An 18,365-nucleotide genomic window follows, 5' to 3' on the forward strand; every position below is an offset into this window, starting at 1 on the left:
CCCGCCCGGTGGTCCCGGGCGGGCCTTTCGGTGCTGCTGTCCGTCAGACGGTCTCGGGAAGCTCCTCGAGCCCCTCGGAGACCAGCTTCGCCAGCCGCTCCAGGGCGGCGTCCGCGCCCTCGGCGTCGGAGGCGAGGACGATCTCCTCGCCGCCCTGGGCGCCGAGGCCGAGGACGGCCAGCATGGAGGCCGCGTTGACGGGGGAACCGTCGGCCTTGGCGATCGTCACCGGGACGCCTGTGGCCGTGGCGGCTCGGACGAAGATGGAGGCGGGGCGGGCGTGGAGACCCTCGGCCCAGCCGACGTTGACGCGGCGCTCAGCCATGTGATGCTGCCCTTCGGGTAATCAGGGTTTCAGGTTGTCTAGACCAGTCTTGTCTAGACCAGTTTCCCACATCGTGAAGCATGCCCGGACGGCTGTGCGCCGTCCCGTGTGGTGGTCGGACCGCGGCCTCGGCCCGACCTTCCGTCCCCACAGACTGCCTCGCGCCGTTGTCGTACGCGAGCCGTACTCTGGGGCCCATGCAGACCTCGTCGGACCGGCACGAGTACCCCGCCCACTGGGAGGCCGACGTGGTGCTGCGCGACGGCGGCACCGCGCGCGTCCGCCCCATCACCGTTGATGACGCCGAGCGCCTGGTCAGCTTCTACGAGCAGGTCTCCGACGAGTCGAAGTACTACCGCTTCTTCGCGCCGTACCCTCGCCTGTCCGCCAAGGACGTCCACCGCTTCACGCACCACGACTTTGTGGACCGGGTGGGACTCGCGGCCACCATCGGCGGCGAGTTCATCGCCACCGTACGCTACGACCGGATCGGTGCCGGTGGGACGCCCGCCTCGGCACCGGCCGACGAGGCCGAGGTCGCCTTCCTCGTCCAGGACGCACACCAGGGGCGCGGCGTCGCCTCCGCGCTGCTGGAACACATCGCCGCCGTCGCCCGCGAGCGCGGCATCCGCCGCTTCGCCGCCGAGGTGCTGCCCGCCAACACCAAGATGATCAAGGTGTTCATGGACGCCGGGTACACGCAGAAGCGGAGCTTCGAGGACGGCGTGGTCCGCCTGGAGTTCGACCTCGAACCCACCGACCGCTCGCTCGCCGTGCAGTACGCGCGCGAGCACCGCGCGGAGGCGCGTTCCGTTCAGCGGCTGCTGCAGCCCGGGTCGGTGGCGGTCATCGGCACCGGCCGTACACCGGGAGGCGTGGGCCGCAGCATCCTCGGCAACATCCGGGACGCGGGCTACCCGGGCCCGCTGTACGCGGTGAACAAGGCGTTCCCTCAGGACGGCACGGAACTGGACGGGGTCCCGGCGCGCCGCTCGGTGCGCGACATCGACGGGCCCGTCGACCTCGCCGTCGTCACCGTGCCCGCCGAGCACGTCCCCGGCGTCGTCACCGAATGCGGGGAGCACGGCGTGCAGGGCCTGGTGGTGATCTCCGCCGGATACGCCGACAGCGGCCCCGAGGGACGCGAACGCCAGCGCGCACTCGTGCGGCACGCGCGCACGTACGGCATGCGGATCATCGGACCCAACGCCTTCGGGATCATCAACACCTCGCCGCGGGTGCGGCTCAACGCCTCCCTCGCCCCCGAGATGCCGCGTCCCGGCCGGATCGGCCTGTTCGCCCAGTCCGGTGCCATCGGCATCGCTCTGCTGTCCCGGCTGCACCGGCGCGGTGGGGGAGTCACCGGCGTCACCGGTGTGTCGACCTTCGTCTCCTCCGGCAACCGGGCCGACGTCTCGGGCAACGACGTCCTCCAGTACTGGTACGACGACCCGGAGACGGACGTCGCGCTGATGTACCTGGAGTCCATCGGCAACCCGCGCAAGTTCACCCGCCTGGCCAGGCGGACGGCGGCCGCGAAGCCGTTGGTCGTGGTGCAGGGCGCCCGGCACGGCGGCGTGGCACCCCAGGGGCACGCCGTACGGGCGACGCGGCTGCCGCACGCGACGGTCTCCGCGCTGCTGAGGCAGGCCGGCGTGATCCGGGTCGACACGATCACGGACCTGGTCGACGCGGGCCTGCTGCTCGCACGCCAGCCGCTGCCCGCCGGCCCGAGGGTGGCGATCCTGGGGAACTCGGAGTCACTGGGCCTCCTGACGTACGACGCCTGCCTCTCCGAAGGGCTTGGGCCGCACCCTCCCCTGGACCTGACCACGGCTGCCTCGGCGGACGACTTCCACAGGGCCCTGTCCCGGGCCCTGGCCGACGACACGTGCGACGCGGTGGTGGTGACCGCCATCCCGACGGTGGGGGAGGGGCCGGTGGGAGACGCGGCGCTGGCGGAAGCCCTTCGGTCAGCGGCGGCCGAGGTGCCCGACAAGCCCGTCCTCGTGGTCCACGTGGAGCTGGGCGGCCTGGCCGAAGCCCTGTCCGCGGCGGCGAGCACGGCACCGCAGGTCGAGCCGGGCACCGCGTCGGTCGGCGTACCGCCGAAAGCCCCTCCGGGGCTCGCCGAAAAGGCAGAGCCCGCCACTCCGGCCCAGCGGTCAGCCACTGCCACTGCCACTGCCCCGGCCCCGGCCCCGGAAGGGGACCACCTCATCCCCGCCTACCCCGCCGCCGAGCGCGCCGTCCGCGCCCTCGCCCAGGCCGTCGCCTACGCCCAGTGGCGACGCGACGCCGCCGACCCCGGCAAGGTGCCGGAGTACGAGGACATCGACGAGAAGAGCGCCGCCGAGCTGATAGCCGGGCACCTCGCGCGCGGGCAGGGGCTCACCCTCGGCACCCAGGAGACCTGCGACCTGCTCGGCAGGTACGGCATCCATGTCCACCGTGCCCTGCCCGCCCCGGCCCCCGACGCCGCCGTCGCCGCCGCGCGGACCATCGGCTACCCCGTCGCCCTCAAGGCCACCGCCCCGCACCTGCGCCACCGCGCCGACCTGGGCGGCGTACGCCTGGACCTCGCGGACGAGGAACAGCTGCGGAGGGCGTACACCGAGTTGACCGAGCTGTTCGGGAAGCCCGAGGAGCTGCGCCCGGTGGTGCAGGGCATGGCCCCGCGCGGCGTCGACACGGTCGTACGCGCGGTCATCGACCCGGCGGCCGGCGCGGTGCTCTCCTTCGGGCTGGCCGGGGCGGCCACGCAGCTGCTCGGCGACATGGCGCACCGGCTGATCCCGGTCACCGACCGGGACGCCACCTCCCTCATCCGCTCCATCCGCACCGCGCCCCTCCTCTTCGGCTGGCGTGGCTCGGCCCCCGTCGACAGCTCAGCCCTGGAGGAGCTGCTGCTGCGGGTCTCCCGGCTGGTGGACGACCATCCCGAGGTCGTCGCGGTCACCCTCGAGCCGGTCGTCGTCGCCCCGCGGGGCCTGAGCGTCCTCGGCGCCACCGTCCGCCTCGCGCCCCCTCCCGCCCGGGACGACCTCGGCCCGCGGACCCTGCCGGCGTACTGACCGCCACCGCCCGGGGCGGGTACCGCACGAGCGTGTCTCGCAGTCGGTGCGCCCCCGTAGGATGGAGGGCATGGCCAAGACCAGTACGACGACCCAGGGGCTGCGAGCGGCGATCGAGCGCAGCGGCTACTACCCGGCCCTCGTGGCCGAGGCGGTGGAGGCCGCCGTGGGCGGCGAGCCCGTCCGGTCGTACGTGGTCCATCAGGAGACGACGTTCGACCAGAACGAGGTGCGGCGGCACGTGACCGTGCTGGTGCTCACCGGCAACCGCTTCATCGTCAGCCACACCGACGAGCAGGCCGCCGACGACACCTCCCCGACGCCGTACGCGACGACGTCCACGGAGTCCGTCAAGCTCAGCCGGATCTCGTCCATCGTCGTCAGCCGCGTGGTCGCCAACCCGGAGCAGTACAAGCCGGGCACACTGCCCCGCGAGATCGTGCTGACCATCGGATGGGGCGCCGTCTCCCGACTCGACCTGGAGCCGGCCGCCTGCGGCGACCCCAACTGCGAGGCCGACCACGGCTACACGGGCAGTTCCACGGCCGACGACCTCAGCCTGCGCGTCAGCGAGGCCGGCGACGGCCCGGAGACGGTCCGTCAGGCGCTCGCCTTCGCGCAGGCCCTCTCCGAGGCGACCGCGGACTCCGCACGCTGATGGTGCAGCACACCGCCTGGGACACCGACCCGGAACCACTCCCCGTCGACTCCGCCCCCGTACCCGAGTACGGCACCGGCTCGCTCGCCGACCTGCTGCCCACGCTGGCCGCCGGCCTCGGCGTACCCGGCATGACCGCCGGGATCACGGAGCTGACCCCCGCCGACCGGAACTGCGTGTTCCTGATCGACGGCCTCGGCTGGGAGCAACTGCGCGCGCACCCGGAGGACGCCCCCTTCCTCAGTTCGCTGCTGGGCACCTCACGAGGCGGCACCGGGCGCCCCCTCACCGCCGGCTACCCGGCGACCACCGCGACCTCCCTCGCCTCCGTCGGCACCGGCCTGCCGCCGGGCGCCCACGGCCTGCCCGGCTACACCGTGCGCGACCCCGCCACCGGCGCGCTGATGAACCAGCTGCGCTGGCAGCCGTGGACCGCACCGGGCCCCTGGCAGCCGTACCCCACCGTCTTCCAGCTCGCCCACGAGGCGGGCGTGCGCGCCGCGCAGGTCACCTCCCCGACCTTCGCGAACACCCCGTTGACCAAGGTCGCGCTCAGCGGCGGCGCCTTCCACGGACGGCTGTCCGGCGAGGACCGCATGGACTGCGCCGCCGAGCAGCTGGCCGGCGCCGACCGCGCCCTCGTCTACACGTACTACGCCGAGGTCGACGGCGCCGGCCACCGCTTCGGCGTCGACTCCGACACCTGGCGCGGCCAGCTCGGACACGTCGACCGTCTCGTCCAGCGCCTCGCCGAGCAGCTCCCGCCCCGCAGCGCCCTGTACGTCACCGCCGACCACGGAATGATCGACGTGCCCTTCGACGAGGACCACCGCATCGACTTCGACGAGGACTGGGAGCTCAAGGCGGGCGTCGCCCTCCTCGGCGGCGAGGGCCGCGCCCGGCACGTGTACGCCGTCCCCGGCGCGCACAACGACGTACTGACCTGCTGGCGCGAGGTGCTCGGCGAGCAGTTCTGGGTGGCCTCGCGGGACGAGGCGATCGAGGCGGGCTGGTTCGGCCCCCGCATCGACGACCGGGTGTACGACCGCATCGGCGACGTGATCGCCGCCGCGCGGGACGACGTCCTGCTCATCGCCTCCGAGCGTGAGCCGAAGGAGTCGTCGATGGTCGGCAACCACGGCTCGATGACCCCTGCCGAGCAACTCGTCCCCCTGCTCGAAGTACGTTCCTGACCCCTCTGCGAACCCCCGACCTCTCTGCGAAAGGTGCTCAACCCCTCATGCCCGAGCTGGTGTTCTTCTCCGGAACGATGGACTGCGGGAAGTCGACACTGGCTCTCCAGATCGAGCACAACCGCTCGGCACGCGGTCTGGCCGGCATGATCTTCACCCGCGACGACCGCGCGGGCGAGGGCAAGCTCTCCTCACGCCTCGGCCTGGTCACCGACGCGGTGGAGGTCGAGGACGGCCAGGACCTGTACGCCTACCTCGTCGACCACCTCTCGCAGGGCGGCCGCGCGGACTACGTGATCGCGGACGAGGCGCAGTTCCTGGTCCCCGACCAGATCGACCAGCTCGCGCGCGTGGTCGACGATCTCCACATCGACGTGTACGCCTTCGGCATCACCACCGACTTCCGCTCCAAGCTGTTCCCCGGCTCCCAGCGGCTGGTCGAGCTCGCCGACCGCGTCGAGGTGCTCCAGGTCGAGGCCCTGTGCTGGTGCGGCGCCCGCGCCACGCACAACGCCCGCACCGTGGGTGGCGTCATGGTCGTCGAGGGCGCCCAGGTGGTCGTCGGGGACGTCGACCATTCCGTCGACGAGGTCGGCTACGAGGTGCTGTGCCGACGTCACCACCGGCGCCGGATGACGGCCGCTGCGGCCCACGCCGCGGCTCTGTCACCGGACGTGCTGCCGGTCCCGCCCGCTGTGACGGGCGCCCGCCCGGACCACACGGGTGATCACCCCTCCGGTTGTGCGGTCGCGCGGCTCCGCGATGCGGTCCGACCACTGTGAGTGAGGGGGCGAGGGTGTGCTCGGCGGCCGGCACGGTGGCAGCCGGCCGGCTCACCTTCTTCGCGCGTCAGTGGGGGCGTTGCAGCAGCGCGATCCGTGCTCCCTCCGGATCCGCCGCCCTCGCCACCCGACCGTGCGCGGTGTCCCGGACCGGCTCGAGGACATGCCCGCCCAGATCCTCGAGGCGCTCCAGGGACTCCTCCGCGTCGGCCACCTCGAAGTACGTCGTCCAGTGCGGCCCCCGGTCGCGGGGCAGGGCGTCGCCGACGCCGTGGACGCCGGCGACGGGGCGGCCGTCCACGCGCAGCGTCACGGAGTCGAGGTCGGCGGAGATCTCCGGCACCGACTCGAAGCCGAACACGGTCGCGTAGAACTTGGCGACGTTCGCCGACTCGTATGTCATCAGCTCGTTCCACGCCGGTGTGCCGGGCACGCCGGTGACGGCCGTGCCGAGGTGGGCCGCCGCCTGCCAGATGCCGAAGACGGCGCCCGACGGGTCGGAACCGATGGCCAGGCGGCCGGCCTCGCCCGCGCCCAGCGGGCCGACCCCGATCGTGCCCCCGCACAGGCGTACCGTTTCGGCCGTCCGGTCGACGTCGTCGGAGGCGAAGTAGGGCGTCCAGGCGAGGGGCAGGTGGCGGTCCGGGGGCAGTTGGCCGATACCCGCCACCTCACGCCCGTCGAGCAGGGCCCGCGCATAGGGGCCCAACTGCTGCGGGCCGGGCTGGAACTCCCAGCCGAACAGCGCTCCGTAGAACTCCTGGGTCGCGGCCGGCCCGTGCACCATCAGACTCACCCAGCAGGGTGTGCCGGGCGTGTGCCGGGCGTTCGTCTCGCCGTTTTGGCCGTCCGACCCCCGTGCGTCGGTCATCGTCACTCTCTTCTCGGCCCTCCGCGGGCCGTGCGTCCGCTTCCGTTCCGGTGGATCCGCTCTCACGGGTTCCGCGCCGGCGGACCTTCGCGCCGATGGCGGCACCGGACCTGGTGCCGCGTGCTTCGGGCACGCCCTCGGGGCAGCCCGGCTGCCCGGGTGGTACAGCATGTGCCCGAACCCGCACGCCTCGTGATCGGTACTGTCCGGCGGGCAGAGTAGCCCGACATCGGCGCGGCGGCCACTCGGTACGCCAGGATGGGGCCATGAACGCCATCATTTCCGCACCCGAACTCGTGAACGCACTGGCGGGCGCGAACCCGCCGGTCCTGCTCGACGTCCGCTGGCAGTTGAGCACGGCCGGGGCGGCCGGCGCCGCGCCCTTCGACGGTCGTGCCGAGTACGCGGCCGGGCACCTTCCCGGCGCCGTCTTCGTCGACCTGGACAGGGAACTCGCCTCCGCCCCCGGCGGGCGCGGCCGGCATCCGATGCCCGACGTGGAGGTGTTCGGCGCGGCGATGCGCCGGGCGGGCGTGTCGTCCGGCCGGCCGGTCGTCGTGTACGACGGCGGACAGGGGTGGGCGGCGGCCCGCGCGTGGTGGCTGCTGCGCTGGACGGGTCACCCGAACGTGCGGGTGCTCGACGGCGGGTTGCCGGCCTGGGAGGCGCCGCTGTCGACGGACGTTCCCGTTCCCGCGGAGGGTGACTTCACGCCGGAGCCGGGCGCGACGGGCGGGATGGGCGCGGCGAACGCGGCGGGGATGCTCGACGCGGACGGGGCCGCCGCGCTGGCCCGCTCCGGGGTGCTGCTCGACGCCCGCGCGGGGGAGCGGTACCGGGGCGAGGTGGAGCCGATCGACCCGGTCGGCGGTCACATCCCGGGCGCCGTGTCCGCGCCGACGACGGACAACGTGGCGGCAAACGGCCGCTTCCTGCCCGCGGAGGAGCTCCGGGCGCGCTTCAAGGCCTTGGGGGCCGGGGAGGACGGCGAGGTCGGCGTGTACTGCGGCTCGGGCGTGTCGGGCGCCCACGAGGTGCTGGCGCTGGCGGTCGCGGGCATTCCGGCGGCGCTGTACGTGGGCTCGTGGTCGGAGTGGTCGTCGGATCCTGGCCGGCCGGTCGCGGTGGGGCCCGACCCGCAGTAGAACGGCCTTGAGGGGGCCCGGCGCACGAGAGGGGGACCGTACCCGTACGGGTGCGGTCCCCCTCTCGTGCGCCGAACGCCGCCTACTCCTGCTTCTTCCGCCGTGTCCCGAATACGATCTCGTCCCAGCTCGGCACCGCCGCCCGGCGACCCGGGCGGACGCCGTCGGCCTCGGCCTGGCGGTCGGTGGAGCCGGTGAGCCGGTCGCGGTGGCTGGCCACGGAGCGCGGCATGAGCACGTCGGCGTAGGCGGAGCCGGCCGACGCCGCGGGGGCCGGAGGCTCCTCCACCTCGGACTCCTCGACGGGCTCCTCCACCGGTTCCGGAGCGCGCTCGGGTACCACCAGGTCGCCCCGGAAGCTCGGTACCGCCTCCAGCAGACTGGTGAGCGAGTCGCGTTCGCGTTCGGCCGAGGCGGTGACCGCGGTCTCCTCGTCCGGCTCGGACGGTGACGGGGGGAGGCTCGGGCGCTCCCGCTGCTCCCGGTCGAGGGTGCGGTCCAGCGGCCGGTCGCGCGGCAGCCGGGCGATGCGCGGGACGAACGGGAAGCTGGGCTCGGGCGCGGCGAGGTCGTCGGACTCGCCGATCAGCGCGCGTGCCTCCTCGTCGACGGCCTGGACGAGCCGCCGGGGCGGGTCGTACGTCCAGCTCGCCGAGTGGGGTTCCCCCGCGGCCAAGTAGACCAGCAGGACCTCCCAGGTGCCGTCGTCGCGGCGCCAGGAGTCCCACTGGGCGGTGTCCTTGTCGGCGCCGCGCAGCACCAGTCGCTCCTGGACGGCCTCGCCGAGGGGCGGCCCGGAATTCTCGCCGGGACGGCGGACGGGGGTCTTGCGGGCCCGCTCCGCCATGAAGGCGCGCTCGGCCAGCACAGGCCCCTCGAAGCGTCGTACGCGGTCGACGGGGATGCCGGCCATCTGGGCGACCTCTTCCGCGGTCGCGCCGGCTCGTATACGTGCCTGGATGTCGCGGGGGCGGAGATGACTCTCCACCTCGATCTCGATCTGGCCGAGGCGGGGACGGTCGCCGCGCACGGCGGCCCGGAGCCGCTCGTCGATCGGAAGCGTGTACTCCGTGCTGTCCGCAGCCTTGAGCACCAGCCGTGTGCCGTCATTCGAGACGGCCACGACACGCAGTTCGGGCATGGGGACCTCCCGGGTGGTGCCTGCCGACGTCACGTGCGTCGCTGCTTCCGCTCTGTCGAGTGTGACCTGCCCGGGTGCAGCCTGCCACAACCTTGCCGAGTTGCCCGGCGTGTCGGGCTCGGGCACTGGATCGCCGTTATGGCACGGTTACCCATTTGCAACGTTGAGTGACCGGCTCGGTCACCCTGCGCAACTAGCCCCCTCCCGGCGGTCCTTCGAGGTCCTGGATCTGAACCCCCTGTCGGGAGGCCGGACCCAGGGCTCGCAACAGTACTCCATTCGGGCCACGTGCGTGGATCGGCGCGCCGCCCGACTTTCGGCAGGAGGGGTGCTCGGCCGTCCCTGGCGCGATTTCCCCGATCTTGGGGGTGGCGTACTTCACGGAATCACCAGAAACGGAACTAATGGTTTCGTCCGCACGTCCCTTTCTCGTGCAGTTGATCGATCACGTACGGGAAAGACAGGCAAGGTCCGTGGATGCGTGAAAAGCCCGATGACGCAGGTGAGACGAATGTGCGTACGGAGGTGAAGTCCAAGCGGATCGACCTGAACGTGCCCCAGGTCGCGGGCAGCGCCCTGGCGGCGGTGGTGGCGGCCAAACTCGCCTCCTCCTTCGGCGTGTACGGCACGATCCTCGGCGCCGGCCTGATCAGCGTCGTCGCCACCTGTGGAGGCTCCGTCCTCCAGCACTTCTTCAAGCGCACCGGCGAGCAGCTCCGGGTGAAGCGCACCGTCGGCGCCGTGGGAGTCGGCGGGCGAACGGCGGCGGGTCCGGGTGAGTTCACCGAGGGCACCGTCTACCGCGCGCGGACCACCGGCTGGAAGCGCCCGATGGTCGCCGCGGCCCTCGTCTTCGGCGTCACCATGACCGGGATCACCGTGTACGAGGTCGCCGCAGGTGAGAGTCTGGGCGGCGGTCACAGCACCACCGTCGGCAGCGCATTCTCCGGCCACGACAGGTCCACGTCCCAGGACCCGGGGGAGTCGGGCGATTCCGGCGGCTCGGGCAAGTCCAGGGATTCCGGGGACCCGGAGGGCTCCCAGGAATCCGGTGGGCCGGGTGGCCCGGGGGACTCCGGCTCCGGCGACGACCCGGCGGCCACCCCGTCCGGAACCCCGAGCGAAACCGGCGACAGCGCGTCGTCGGGTGGCGACTCCGAGGAGGACGGCGGTGCGGCGGCCAGCCCGACGCCCAGCCCTGACGCCGGCGGGGAGGAGCAGGGCTCCGGCGATGGCACGAGCCCGGCCCCCGACGCCTCGGCTACGGTCCCAGAACCCGGCGCAAGTAGTCGTTCCGGAACAGACGGTCCGGGTCAAGACGGTCCCGCAGCGCCGTGAACTCGCCGAAGCGCGGATACACCCGGGAGAAGTACTCGGCGTCCCGGGTGTGGATCTTGCCCCAGTGCGGCCGTCCCCCGTGCGCCGTGAAGATGCGCTCGGCGGCGGTGAAGTACGCCTGGTAGGGCGTGCCACGGAACATGTGGACGGCGATGTACGCGGTGTCGCGGCCCGAGGCCGTGGACAGTGTGATGTCGTCGGCCGGGGCCGTGCGCACCTCCACCGGGAAGCTGATCCGCAGCCGGGAGCGGTCGAGCATCGCCCTCAGCTCGCGCAGCGTCTCGACGACGGCCTCGCGCGCGACGGCGTACTCCATCTCCACGAACCGCACTCGGCGCGGAGATGTGAAGACTTTGTAGGGGGTGTCCGTGTACGTCCGCGCGGACAGCGCCCTGCTGGAGATCCGCGCGATCGCGGGGATGGCGGCGGGCGCCGCTCGGCCGACCAGGTTGGCCGCCCCGAAGACGCCGTTGGACAGGAACTCGTCCTCGAACCAGCCCTGGAGCCGCCCCACCGGCCGCTCGGGGCCGGCGCTGCGGTTGTTGCGCTTGGTGTTGGTGCTGCCGGTGTGCGGGAACCAGTAGAACTCGAAGTGCTCGTTCTCGGTCCACAGTTCGTCGAACTCGGCGAGGACACGCTCGATGGCCATCGGTTCCTCGCGGGCCGTGAGCAGGAAGAGCGGCTCCACGGCGAAGGTGATCGCGGTGACGACGCCCAGCGCGCCGAGGCCGATCCGCGCCGCGGCGAAGACGGCGCGCTCCTCGTCGGTCCCCCGGTCGGAACAGTTCAGGACCGAGCCGTCCGCCGTGACCATCTCCAGGCCTCGGATCTGGGCGGCGACCGAGGCCGAGTCACGGCCCGTGCCGTGGGTGCCGGTGCTGGTGGCCCCGGCGACGGTCTGCTCCATGATGTCGCCCATGTTCGTCAGCGACAGACCCTCGCGCGCGAGGGCCAGGTTGAGTCTCCTGAGCGGTGTGCCGGCCTCGACCGTGACCGTCATGGCGTCGCGGTCGATGGCGCGGATTCCGGTCAGCAGGTGAGGGCGTATCAGCACTCCGTCCGTCGCGGCTATGGACGTGAAGGAGTGCCCGGTGCCGACGGCCTTGACCCGCAGCCCGTCATCGGCCGCCCTGCGAACGGCCTCGGCCAGTTCCTCCACGGAGGCGGGAGTGACCTCCCGCGCGGGGCGTGCGGAGACGTTGCCGCCCCAGTTACGCCATGTGCCGTTCCTGCCGCTCGTCTTCCCGCTCGCCGTGCGTGTGCTGCTCAACGGTCCCTCCCCGACGCGGATCCGGCCGCTTGAGCCGGCGGTACCCGAGGAAACCGACCACGACCGCGACGGCCCCGGCCACCGCCGGAACTCCGTACCCCGCACGCGCCCCGGAGGCGTCGATCACCCAGCCGCCCGCGGAGGAGCCGAGCGCGACCCCGACCGCGAGGCCGGTGCTCACCCAGGTCATGCCCTCGGTGAGCCGCGTGCGCGGTACGTGCTCTTCGATGAGGGACATCGTCGTGATCATCGTGGGAGCGATGGACAGACCCGCAACGAACAGCGCCGCGGCCAGAAACAGCAGGTTTCCGACCAGTAGGAGGGGGATCATACTCACGCCCATCGCACAGACGCCCAGCAGCCAGCGGCGTTCCGGCGGCCCGGCGAAACGCATCAGCCCGAAGACCATGGCCGCCGTGCACGACCCCGCCGCGTACAGGGCCAGTACGAGGCTGGCGGCGGCCTTGTGTCCCTCCTCCTCGGCGAAGGCCACGGTGACCACGTCGATGGCCCCGAAGATCGCCCCCGTCGCCACGAACGTGACGACCAGGACCTGGAGCCCCCGTGAGCGCAGCGGGCTGCCGCCGCCCTTGTGCTCGCGCGGATGCGGCTCCGGCTCGGTGGCGTGCTGCGCGGTCAGCCAGAAGACGCCCGTCGCCAGGAAGCAGGCGGCGAACAGCGGCCCGGCCTCCGGGAACCAGGCCGTGGACAGACCGATGGAGACGATCGGCCCGAAGATGAAGCAGATCTCGTCCACCACGGACTCGAAGGAGTACGCGGTGTGCAGCTGCGGCGTGCCCCGGTACAGGGCCGCCCAACGGGCCCGGACCATCGCGCCGAGACTCGGCACGCAGCCGATGCCGACGCAGGCCACGAACAGCACCCAGTCCGGCCAGCCGTAGTGCGCGGCAGGCAGCAGCACGGCCGCCGCGGTGAGCGATACGAGGGTCGCCGGACGCAGTACCCGTCGCTGGCCGTACCGGTCCACCAGTCGGGAGACCTGCGGCCCGGCCACGGCGGCGGCGAGCGCGATGGTGGCCGACAGTGCGCCGGCCAGCCCGTACCGGCCGGTGAGCTGCGAGATCATGGTCACCACGCCGATGCCCATCATCGACAGCGGCATCCGGCCGAGGAAGCCCGCGGTGGAGAAGGCCTTGGAGCCGGGGGCGGCGAACAGGGCGCGGTAGGGGCTGGGCAACGCGGTCTCCGGAAACGACTCAGTGGAGTGATCGGTAAGGTCCGAACGCAGTCGATACAGCTTACTCGTCGGACAGCCCGTAAACACCCCCGCGGACCTGGCGAAACGCACCGTTGGCACCCACCGTTTTCCCGCTGTCAGTGCCGGGTGGCAGGATCGAGACATGCCAGACGTGCTCGATGTCAGCCCCTACGACGCCCTGCTCCTGCTCTCGTTCGGCGGCCCTGAGGGCCCGGACGACGTGGTTCCGTTCCTGGAGAACGTGACACGCGGACGCGGCATCCCCAAGGAACGCCTCAAGGAAGTCGGCCAGCACTACTTCCTCTTCGGCGGGGTCAGCCCCATCAACGACCAGAACCGCGCCCTGCTGGACGCCCTCCGCAAGGACTTCGCCGAGCACGGCCTGGACCTGCCGGTCTACTGGGGCAACCGCAACTGGGCGCCGTACCTGACGGACACCCTGCGCGAGATGGTCCGCGACGGACGCCGCCGCGTCCTCGTCCTCGCCACCAGCGCCTACGCCTCGTACTCGGGCTGCCGCCAGTACCGCGAGAACCTCGCGGACGCGCTCGCCGACCTGGAGGCCGAGGGACTGGAGCTGCCGAAGGTCGACAAGCTGCGGCACTACTTCAACCACCCGGGCTTCGTCGAGCCCATGGTCGACGGGGTCGTCCGGTCCCTCGCCGAGCTGCCCGAGGAGGTGCGGGGCCGCGCCCACATCGCCTTCTGCACCCACTCGATCCCCACCTCGGCCGCGGACACCTCCGGCCCGGTCGAGGAGCACGGTGACGGCGGCGCGTACGTACGCCAGCACCTGGACGTGGCGCAGGTGATCGCCGACGCCGTCCGCGAGCGCACCGGCGTCGACCACCCCTGGCAGCTCGTCTACCAGTCCCGCTCCGGCGCCCCGCACACCCCGTGGCTGGAGCCCGACATCTGCGACCACCTGGAGGAGCGCCACGCGGCCGGGGTCCCCGCCGTGGTGATGGCCCCCATCGGCTTCGTCTCCGACCACATGGAGGTCCTGTACGACCTCGACACGGAGGCCAGGGCCAAGGCGGAGGAGCTGGGCCTGCCGGTACGCCGTTCGGCCACCGTCGGGGCCGACCCGCGGTTCGCCGCCGCGGTCCGCGACCTGGTCCTGGAGCGGGCCGGGGACGAGCGCGGGCAGGAGGTCGCACCGTGCGCGCTCGGCGCGCTGGGCGCCGACCACAACCTGTGTCCGGTCGGCTGCTGCCCCGCCCGCGCCCCCCGCCCCGCCGCCGCGGGCGCCGACAGCCCCTACGCGTGAGGAACCCCGTGACCGACGTGACGCCCCACCCCCTCCACGCCGAGCTGCTGAGGATCGCCCTGGAGGCCGCCCACCGCGCGGGAGAGCTGTTGCGCGACGGCCGCCCGGCCGACCTGGCGGTCGCCGCCACCAAGTCCAGCCCGATCGACGTGGTCACCGAGATGGACATCGCGGCGGAGAAGCTGATCACCGGCCTGATCGCCGAACACCGCCCCGACGACGGCTTCCTCGGCGAGGAGGGCTCGGCCACCGAGGGCACGAGTGGCGTCCGCTGGGTCATCGACCCGCTCGACGGCACGGTCAACTATCTGTACGGACTGCCCACCTGGGCGGTCTCCATCGCCGCCGAGCAGGACGGCGAGCGGGTGGCCGGGGCGGTCGTGGCCCCCATGCGGCGTGAGTCGTACCACGCGGTGCTGGGCGGCGGAGCCTGGGCGACGGGGGCCTGGGACGGCGAACGCAGGCTCACCTGCCGGCCCGCGGCGCCGCTGGACCAGGCACTGGTCTCCACCGGCTTCAACTACGTCGCCGACGTCCGTGCCGAGCAGGCCGACATCGCGCGGCGGCTGATCCCGCTGGTGCGCGACATCCGGCGCGGCGGCTCGGCCGCGATCGACCTGTGCGACGTGGCCGCGGGACGCCTCGACGGCTACTACGAGCGCGGGCTGCATCCCTGGGACCTCGCGGCGGGCGACCTGATCGCCCGGGAAGCGGGCGCGGTGACCGGTGGACGCCCCGGTGAGCGCCCGTCCGGCGACCTGACGATCGCGGCCACCCCGGAGGTCTTCGGACCCCTCCAGCGGCTCCTGACGGACTTCGGCGCGTAGCCGTGCCGGCGGCTCGGGCGCCGTTGTCGCAGGAGGGTGGCAGGGGAGCGGCGGCGGCGCCCGATCAGCGCGGCGGGGCGAGCCGGCCCCGCGTCCTCGGCGTGATCCGCCCGCCGGGGCCCCGGCGCCGACTGCCGGTGCGTCCGGCCGGCACAAAAGCGTGCGGCGGCCGACGTTCACCGGGTGACCCGCCGTCGGGCCGGGGCGTTTGAGCGCTGGAGGCCGGGGCGATCCGCCGGCGGGTCGGGGTTCGGTGTTGGGGGCGGGGTGGTCCGCCGTCGGGCCGGGGTGTTTCGGCGTTGAGGGTCGGGGCGATCCGCCGTCGGGCCGGGTGTTTCAGCGCTGGGGCCCGGGCGATCCGCCGTCGAGTGACGGCCGTTGTCGCGGCAGAGCCTCCGACAGGCGCTGCCGCGTGCGGCCGGCCGGGCGTCGGCCCTGACCCCGCCCAGCCAGGCCCGGCGTCCGCGCCCCCGACCGGTCACCGCCGGACGGCGGCCCGCACGACGAGGCCCCGGCGCTGGATCCCGCCGGGGCCTCGTCGCTCACGGGCCGGTCAGACGCTGGTCGCGCCGACCTCCACACCGTGCTCGGCAGCGAGACGGCGCAGGTCGTCGAGCTCTCCCAGCTCCACCTCGACGAGGAACTCGTCCCCCTCGTCGCGGGCCCGGGACAGGTCGGACTCGGTCGTCTTTATGCGCTGCAGAAGTCCTGCGGTGAAAGCGTCCATGCTGCGCCCCCTCGTCCTGGGTCGTGGTGGGTCGATGGCACGGGGGTGTGCCGTTCGGAAGGGACGATCACGTCTCCGGTGGAGTGCCCGGCGCTGCCCTGCCGGGCGGCGGCGGTGCCGGACACCCACGCCCGCTCTGCGGAAGCGGACCGCGGCATACCGCGCGGTGACGCGGTACAGGCAGAGCGTGATCGCGGGGTGTAAAGCCGTCCTCCCCCCGCTCCCTTCCGCGGAAACCTCAACCGCGCGAGAAAATCTCGCATTCCCGCCTCCGCCGCCGTTCCCGGCCCGCCCGGCCTGTCCTGCCGCCGGGGGGACGCCGCGCGTCGTCACCGGCCCTCACCCGTCTTACCGCCGACTTATGGCCGAAAAGGGCAGGATGGAGGCAACACACCCACCAGCCCCCTGCCCCCGTGCGCCGAGAAGCGCTACGTGGGTGGACACAGGAAGGACAAGCGACGTGCGCGTACTTGTCGTCGAGGACGAGCAGCTGCTCGCCGATGCGGTGGCCACCGGACTGCGCCGGGAGGCCATGGCCGTCGACGTCGTGTACGACGGTGCGGCCGCCCTGGAGCGCATCGGCGTCAACGACTACGACGTGGTCGTCCTCGACCGCGACCTCCCGCTCGTCCACGGCGACGACGTGTGCCGCAAGATCGTCGAGCTCGGTATGGCCACGCGTGTGCTGATGCTCACGGCCTCCGGCGACGTCAGTGACCGGGTGGAGGGCCTGGAGATCGGCGCCGACGACTATCTGCCCAAGCCCTTCGCGTTCAGCGAGCTCATCGCACGCGTGCGCGCCCTGGGCCGGCGTACCAGCGTGCCTCTGCCGCCCGTCCTGGAGCGCGCCGGGATCAAGCTCGACCCCAACCGCCGCGAGGTCTTCCGCGACGGCAAGGAGGTGCAGCTCGCGCCCAAGGAGTTCGCCGTGCTGGAGGTGCTCATGCGCAGCGAGGGCGCGGTCGTCTCGGCGGAGCAGCTACTGGAGAAGGCCTGGGACGAGAACACCGACCCGTTCACCAACGTCGTTCGTGTGACGGTCATGACCCTGCGCCGCAAGCTGGGCGAGCCGCCCGTCATCGTCACCGTCCCCGGCTCCGGCTACCGGATCTGATCGACCGTGGCGACGACACCCGCGCCCCCCGGGGCGCCTCCGAAGCCCACCTGGGACCCGCGGTCGGCCACCCCGCTGCCGTGGCTGCGTCCCACCATCCGGATAAGGCTCACGCTGCTGTACGGCGGCATGTTCCTGATCGCCGGTATCCTGCTGCTGTCGATCATCTACCTGCTCGCCGCCGAGGCGGTGCGCACCGGCAATCAACCGCTGTACAAGATCGTCGACTTCGAGGGTCTCCGGGTGACCAGCAACGACTGCCCGGGGGTCACCAACGGCAACCTGTCGCTGTCGCAGTTCAACGCCGCGATCAGCGACTGCATCGACCGTCAGCGCCAGGCAGCCCTCGACCGGCTGCTCAGCCGCTCGCTGCTGGCCCTGCTCGGTCTGGCCGTGATCGCCTTCGCCTTCGGCTACGCCATGGCCGGACGCGTGCTGTCCCCGCTGGGCCGGATCACCCGCACCGCGCGCGCGGTGGCGGGATCCGACCTCTCCCGGCGGATCGAGCTGGACGGCCCGGACGACGAGCTGAAGGAGTTGGCGGACACCTTCGACGACATGCTGGAGCGGCTGCAACGGGCCTTCACCGCCCAGCAGCGCTTCGTCGGCAACGCCTCCCACGAGCTGCGCACGCCGCTGGCGATCAACCGCACCCTCCTGGAAGTGCACCTGTCCGATCCGAACGCCCCGATGGAGCTCCAGCAGCTCGGCAAGACGCTCCTGGCCACCAACGAGCGCAGTGAGCAGCTCGTCGAGGGCCTGCTGCTGCTCGCCCGCAGCGACAACCAGATCGTCGAACGTAAACCGGTGGACCTCGCGGAGGTGGCCGGCCAGGCCGTCGACCAGGTGCACGCGGAGGCGGAGACCAAGGGCGTGGAGATCCGCGGCACGCGCGAGGCCGCGGTGGTCCAGGGCAACGGCGTCCTGCTGGAGCGCATCGCCCTGAACCTCGTACAGAACGCCGTGCGCTACAACGTGGCCGCCCAGGGCTGGGTGGAGGTCACCACCGCGGTGGAGAACGGCCAGGCGGTCCTCGTGGTCACCAACACGGGCCCGGTCGTACCGGCGTACGAGGTGGACAACATCTTCGAGCCGTTCCGGCGGCTGCGCACCGAGCGTACGGGCAGCGACAAGGGTGTCGGCCTCGGTCTGTCCATCGCGCGGTCCGTGGCCCGGGCGCACGGCGGGCACATCTACGCGCAGCCGCGCGAGGGCGGAGGGCTCGTGATGCGTGTGACCCTGCCCATCTGAGATCATGACCCCGACATCTCGCCGAGACCCGAGGATGTTCGCTTTGAGCGGAATTTTCAGGCCGTCGGCCCGGAGGTTGCCTGTGTGATCGATCACAACGGGGGCTTTCCCGCCATCTACTCTCCGTGATCATGCACCCTGCCGGAATGCCGGAAAAATG

Annotated in this window: 15 protein-coding genes and 1 pseudogene; 10 read left to right on the forward strand and 6 right to left on the reverse strand. The window is 72.5% G+C overall.

Going from position 1 to position 18,365, the window contains the following annotated elements:
- Positions 1 to 43: 43 nt before the first annotated feature.
- Entirely contained in the window at positions 44 to 325 is a 282-nt protein-coding gene (locus tag ABEA26_RS28770) for an HPr family phosphocarrier protein (protein WP_053138275.1), read from the reverse strand.
- Between the two features lie 197 nt (positions 326 to 522).
- Between ABEA26_RS28770 and ABEA26_RS28775 the strand changes: the two genes are divergently transcribed.
- From ABEA26_RS28775 to ABEA26_RS28790, 4 genes and pseudogenes are all read left to right on the forward strand, one after another.
- Complete coding sequence (locus ABEA26_RS28775) at positions 523 to 3,399, forward strand: bifunctional acetate--CoA ligase family protein/GNAT family N-acetyltransferase (protein ID WP_345596282.1); 2,877 nt, start codon at positions 523 to 525, stop codon at positions 3,397 to 3,399.
- 61 nt (positions 3,400 to 3,460) lie between these two features.
- On the forward strand, positions 3,461 to 4,057 hold the full coding sequence (locus tag ABEA26_RS28780; protein ID WP_345596294.1) for a DUF5998 family protein: 597 nt from the start codon (positions 3,461 to 3,463) through the stop codon (positions 4,055 to 4,057).
- Entirely contained in the window at positions 4,057 to 5,250 is a 1,194-nt protein-coding gene (locus ABEA26_RS28785) for an alkaline phosphatase family protein (protein ID WP_345596283.1), read from the forward strand. The genes ABEA26_RS28780 and ABEA26_RS28785 overlap by 1 nt, the downstream gene beginning before the upstream one ends.
- A 47-nt stretch (positions 5,251 to 5,297) precedes the next feature.
- Positions 5,298 to 5,936, forward strand: a pseudogene (locus ABEA26_RS28790) (thymidine kinase); the annotation flags it as partial.
- A 163-nt stretch (positions 5,937 to 6,099) separates the two neighbouring features.
- Here ABEA26_RS28790 and ABEA26_RS28795 read toward each other — a convergent pair.
- Positions 6,100 to 6,903: a VOC family protein gene (locus ABEA26_RS28795; protein WP_345596284.1), complete on the reverse strand. Its 804-nt coding sequence runs from the start codon at positions 6,901 to 6,903 to the stop codon at positions 6,100 to 6,102.
- Positions 6,904 to 7,169: 266 nt separating this feature from the next.
- Here ABEA26_RS28795 and ABEA26_RS28800 point away from each other — a divergent pair, with 266 nt between their 5' ends.
- On the forward strand, positions 7,170 to 8,048 hold the full coding sequence (locus ABEA26_RS28800) for a sulfurtransferase (protein ID WP_345596285.1): 879 nt from the start codon (positions 7,170 to 7,172) through the stop codon (positions 8,046 to 8,048).
- Positions 8,049 to 8,130: 82 nt separating this feature from the next.
- Here the strand turns inward: ABEA26_RS28800 and sepH are convergent, their stop codons facing one another.
- A complete protein-coding gene (sepH, locus tag ABEA26_RS28805; protein ID WP_345596286.1) occupies positions 8,131 to 9,189 on the reverse strand; it encodes a septation protein SepH in 1,059 nt (352 codons plus the stop codon).
- A gap of 477 nt (positions 9,190 to 9,666) precedes the next feature.
- On the opposite strand from sepH, the gene ABEA26_RS28810 reads away from it, so the two are divergent.
- Positions 9,667 to 10,527: a hypothetical protein gene (locus ABEA26_RS28810; protein WP_345596287.1), complete on the forward strand. Its 861-nt coding sequence runs from the start codon at positions 9,667 to 9,669 to the stop codon at positions 10,525 to 10,527.
- Here the strand turns inward: ABEA26_RS28810 and ABEA26_RS28815 are convergent.
- Positions 10,451 to 11,797, reverse strand: a complete 1,347-nt coding sequence (locus ABEA26_RS28815) for a D-arabinono-1,4-lactone oxidase (protein WP_345596288.1) — start codon at positions 11,795 to 11,797, stop codon at positions 10,451 to 10,453. The two genes, ABEA26_RS28810 and ABEA26_RS28815, sit on opposite strands and share 77 nt — an antisense overlap.
- Positions 11,739 to 12,995 (reverse strand): MFS transporter, encoded by a 1,257-nt coding sequence (locus ABEA26_RS28820; protein ID WP_345596289.1) that lies wholly within the window; start codon positions 12,993 to 12,995, stop codon positions 11,739 to 11,741. The genes ABEA26_RS28815 and ABEA26_RS28820 overlap by 59 nt, the downstream gene beginning before the upstream one ends.
- Before the next feature lie 163 nt (positions 12,996 to 13,158).
- Here ABEA26_RS28820 and ABEA26_RS28825 point away from each other — a divergent pair, with 163 nt between their 5' ends.
- Together ABEA26_RS28825 and ABEA26_RS28830 are read left to right on the forward strand one after the other, a co-directional pair.
- The gene (locus ABEA26_RS28825) at positions 13,159 to 14,286 is read left to right on the forward strand and encodes a ferrochelatase (protein ID WP_345596290.1); all 1,128 of its coding nucleotides are present in this window, start codon (positions 13,159 to 13,161) and stop codon (positions 14,284 to 14,286) included.
- 8 nt (positions 14,287 to 14,294) lie between these two features.
- On the forward strand, positions 14,295 to 15,113 hold the full coding sequence (locus ABEA26_RS28830; protein ID WP_345596291.1) for an inositol monophosphatase family protein: 819 nt from the start codon (positions 14,295 to 14,297) through the stop codon (positions 15,111 to 15,113).
- 553 nt (positions 15,114 to 15,666) lie between these two features.
- Here the strand turns inward: ABEA26_RS28830 and ABEA26_RS28835 are convergent.
- Entirely contained in the window at positions 15,667 to 15,840 is a 174-nt protein-coding gene (locus ABEA26_RS28835; protein WP_279564697.1) for a hypothetical protein, read from the reverse strand.
- A gap of 460 nt (positions 15,841 to 16,300) precedes the next feature.
- Between ABEA26_RS28835 and ABEA26_RS28840 the strand changes: the two genes are divergently transcribed.
- The gene (locus ABEA26_RS28840) at positions 16,301 to 16,954 is read left to right on the forward strand and encodes a response regulator transcription factor (protein WP_130438183.1); all 654 of its coding nucleotides are present in this window, start codon (positions 16,301 to 16,303) and stop codon (positions 16,952 to 16,954) included.
- A 6-nt stretch (positions 16,955 to 16,960) separates the two neighbouring features.
- Positions 16,961 to 18,205: a sensor histidine kinase gene (locus tag ABEA26_RS28845; RefSeq protein WP_345596293.1), complete on the forward strand. Its 1,245-nt coding sequence runs from the start codon at positions 16,961 to 16,963 to the stop codon at positions 18,203 to 18,205.
- Positions 18,206 to 18,365: the final 160 nt, after the last annotated feature.

This window comes from Streptomyces marokkonensis, assembly GCF_039539045.1.
In the GTDB taxonomy this organism is placed as follows: Bacteria; Actinomycetota; Actinomycetes; order Streptomycetales; family Streptomycetaceae; genus Streptomyces; species Streptomyces marokkonensis.

Bases quoted from the DNA above. Each gene is read 5' to 3' on its own strand.
- ABEA26_RS28770 (WP_053138275.1), bottom strand. From the start codon at position 325: ATGGCTGAGCGCCGCGTCAACGTCGGCTGGGCCGAGGGTCTCCACGCC.
- ABEA26_RS28775 (WP_345596282.1), top strand. From the start codon at position 523: ATGCAGACCTCGTCGGACCGGCACGAGTACCCCGCCCACTGGGAGGCC.
- ABEA26_RS28780 (WP_345596294.1), top strand. From the start codon at position 3,461: ATGGAGGGCATGGCCAAGACCAGTACGACGACCCAGGGGCTGCGAGCG.
- ABEA26_RS28785 (WP_345596283.1), top strand. From the start codon at position 4,057: ATGGTGCAGCACACCGCCTGGGACACCGACCCGGAACCACTCCCCGTC.
- ABEA26_RS28795 (WP_345596284.1), bottom strand. From the start codon at position 6,903: ATGACCGACGCACGGGGGTCGGACGGCCAAAACGGCGAGACGAACGCC.
- ABEA26_RS28800 (WP_345596285.1), top strand. From the start codon at position 7,170: ATGAACGCCATCATTTCCGCACCCGAACTCGTGAACGCACTGGCGGGC.
- sepH (WP_345596286.1), bottom strand. From the start codon at position 9,189: ATGCCCGAACTGCGTGTCGTGGCCGTCTCGAATGACGGCACACGGCTG.
- ABEA26_RS28810 (WP_345596287.1), top strand. From the start codon at position 9,667: ATGCGTGAAAAGCCCGATGACGCAGGTGAGACGAATGTGCGTACGGAG.
- ABEA26_RS28825 (WP_345596290.1), top strand. From the start codon at position 13,159: ATGCCAGACGTGCTCGATGTCAGCCCCTACGACGCCCTGCTCCTGCTC.
- ABEA26_RS28835 (WP_279564697.1), bottom strand. From the start codon at position 15,840: ATGGACGCTTTCACCGCAGGACTTCTGCAGCGCATAAAGACGACCGAG.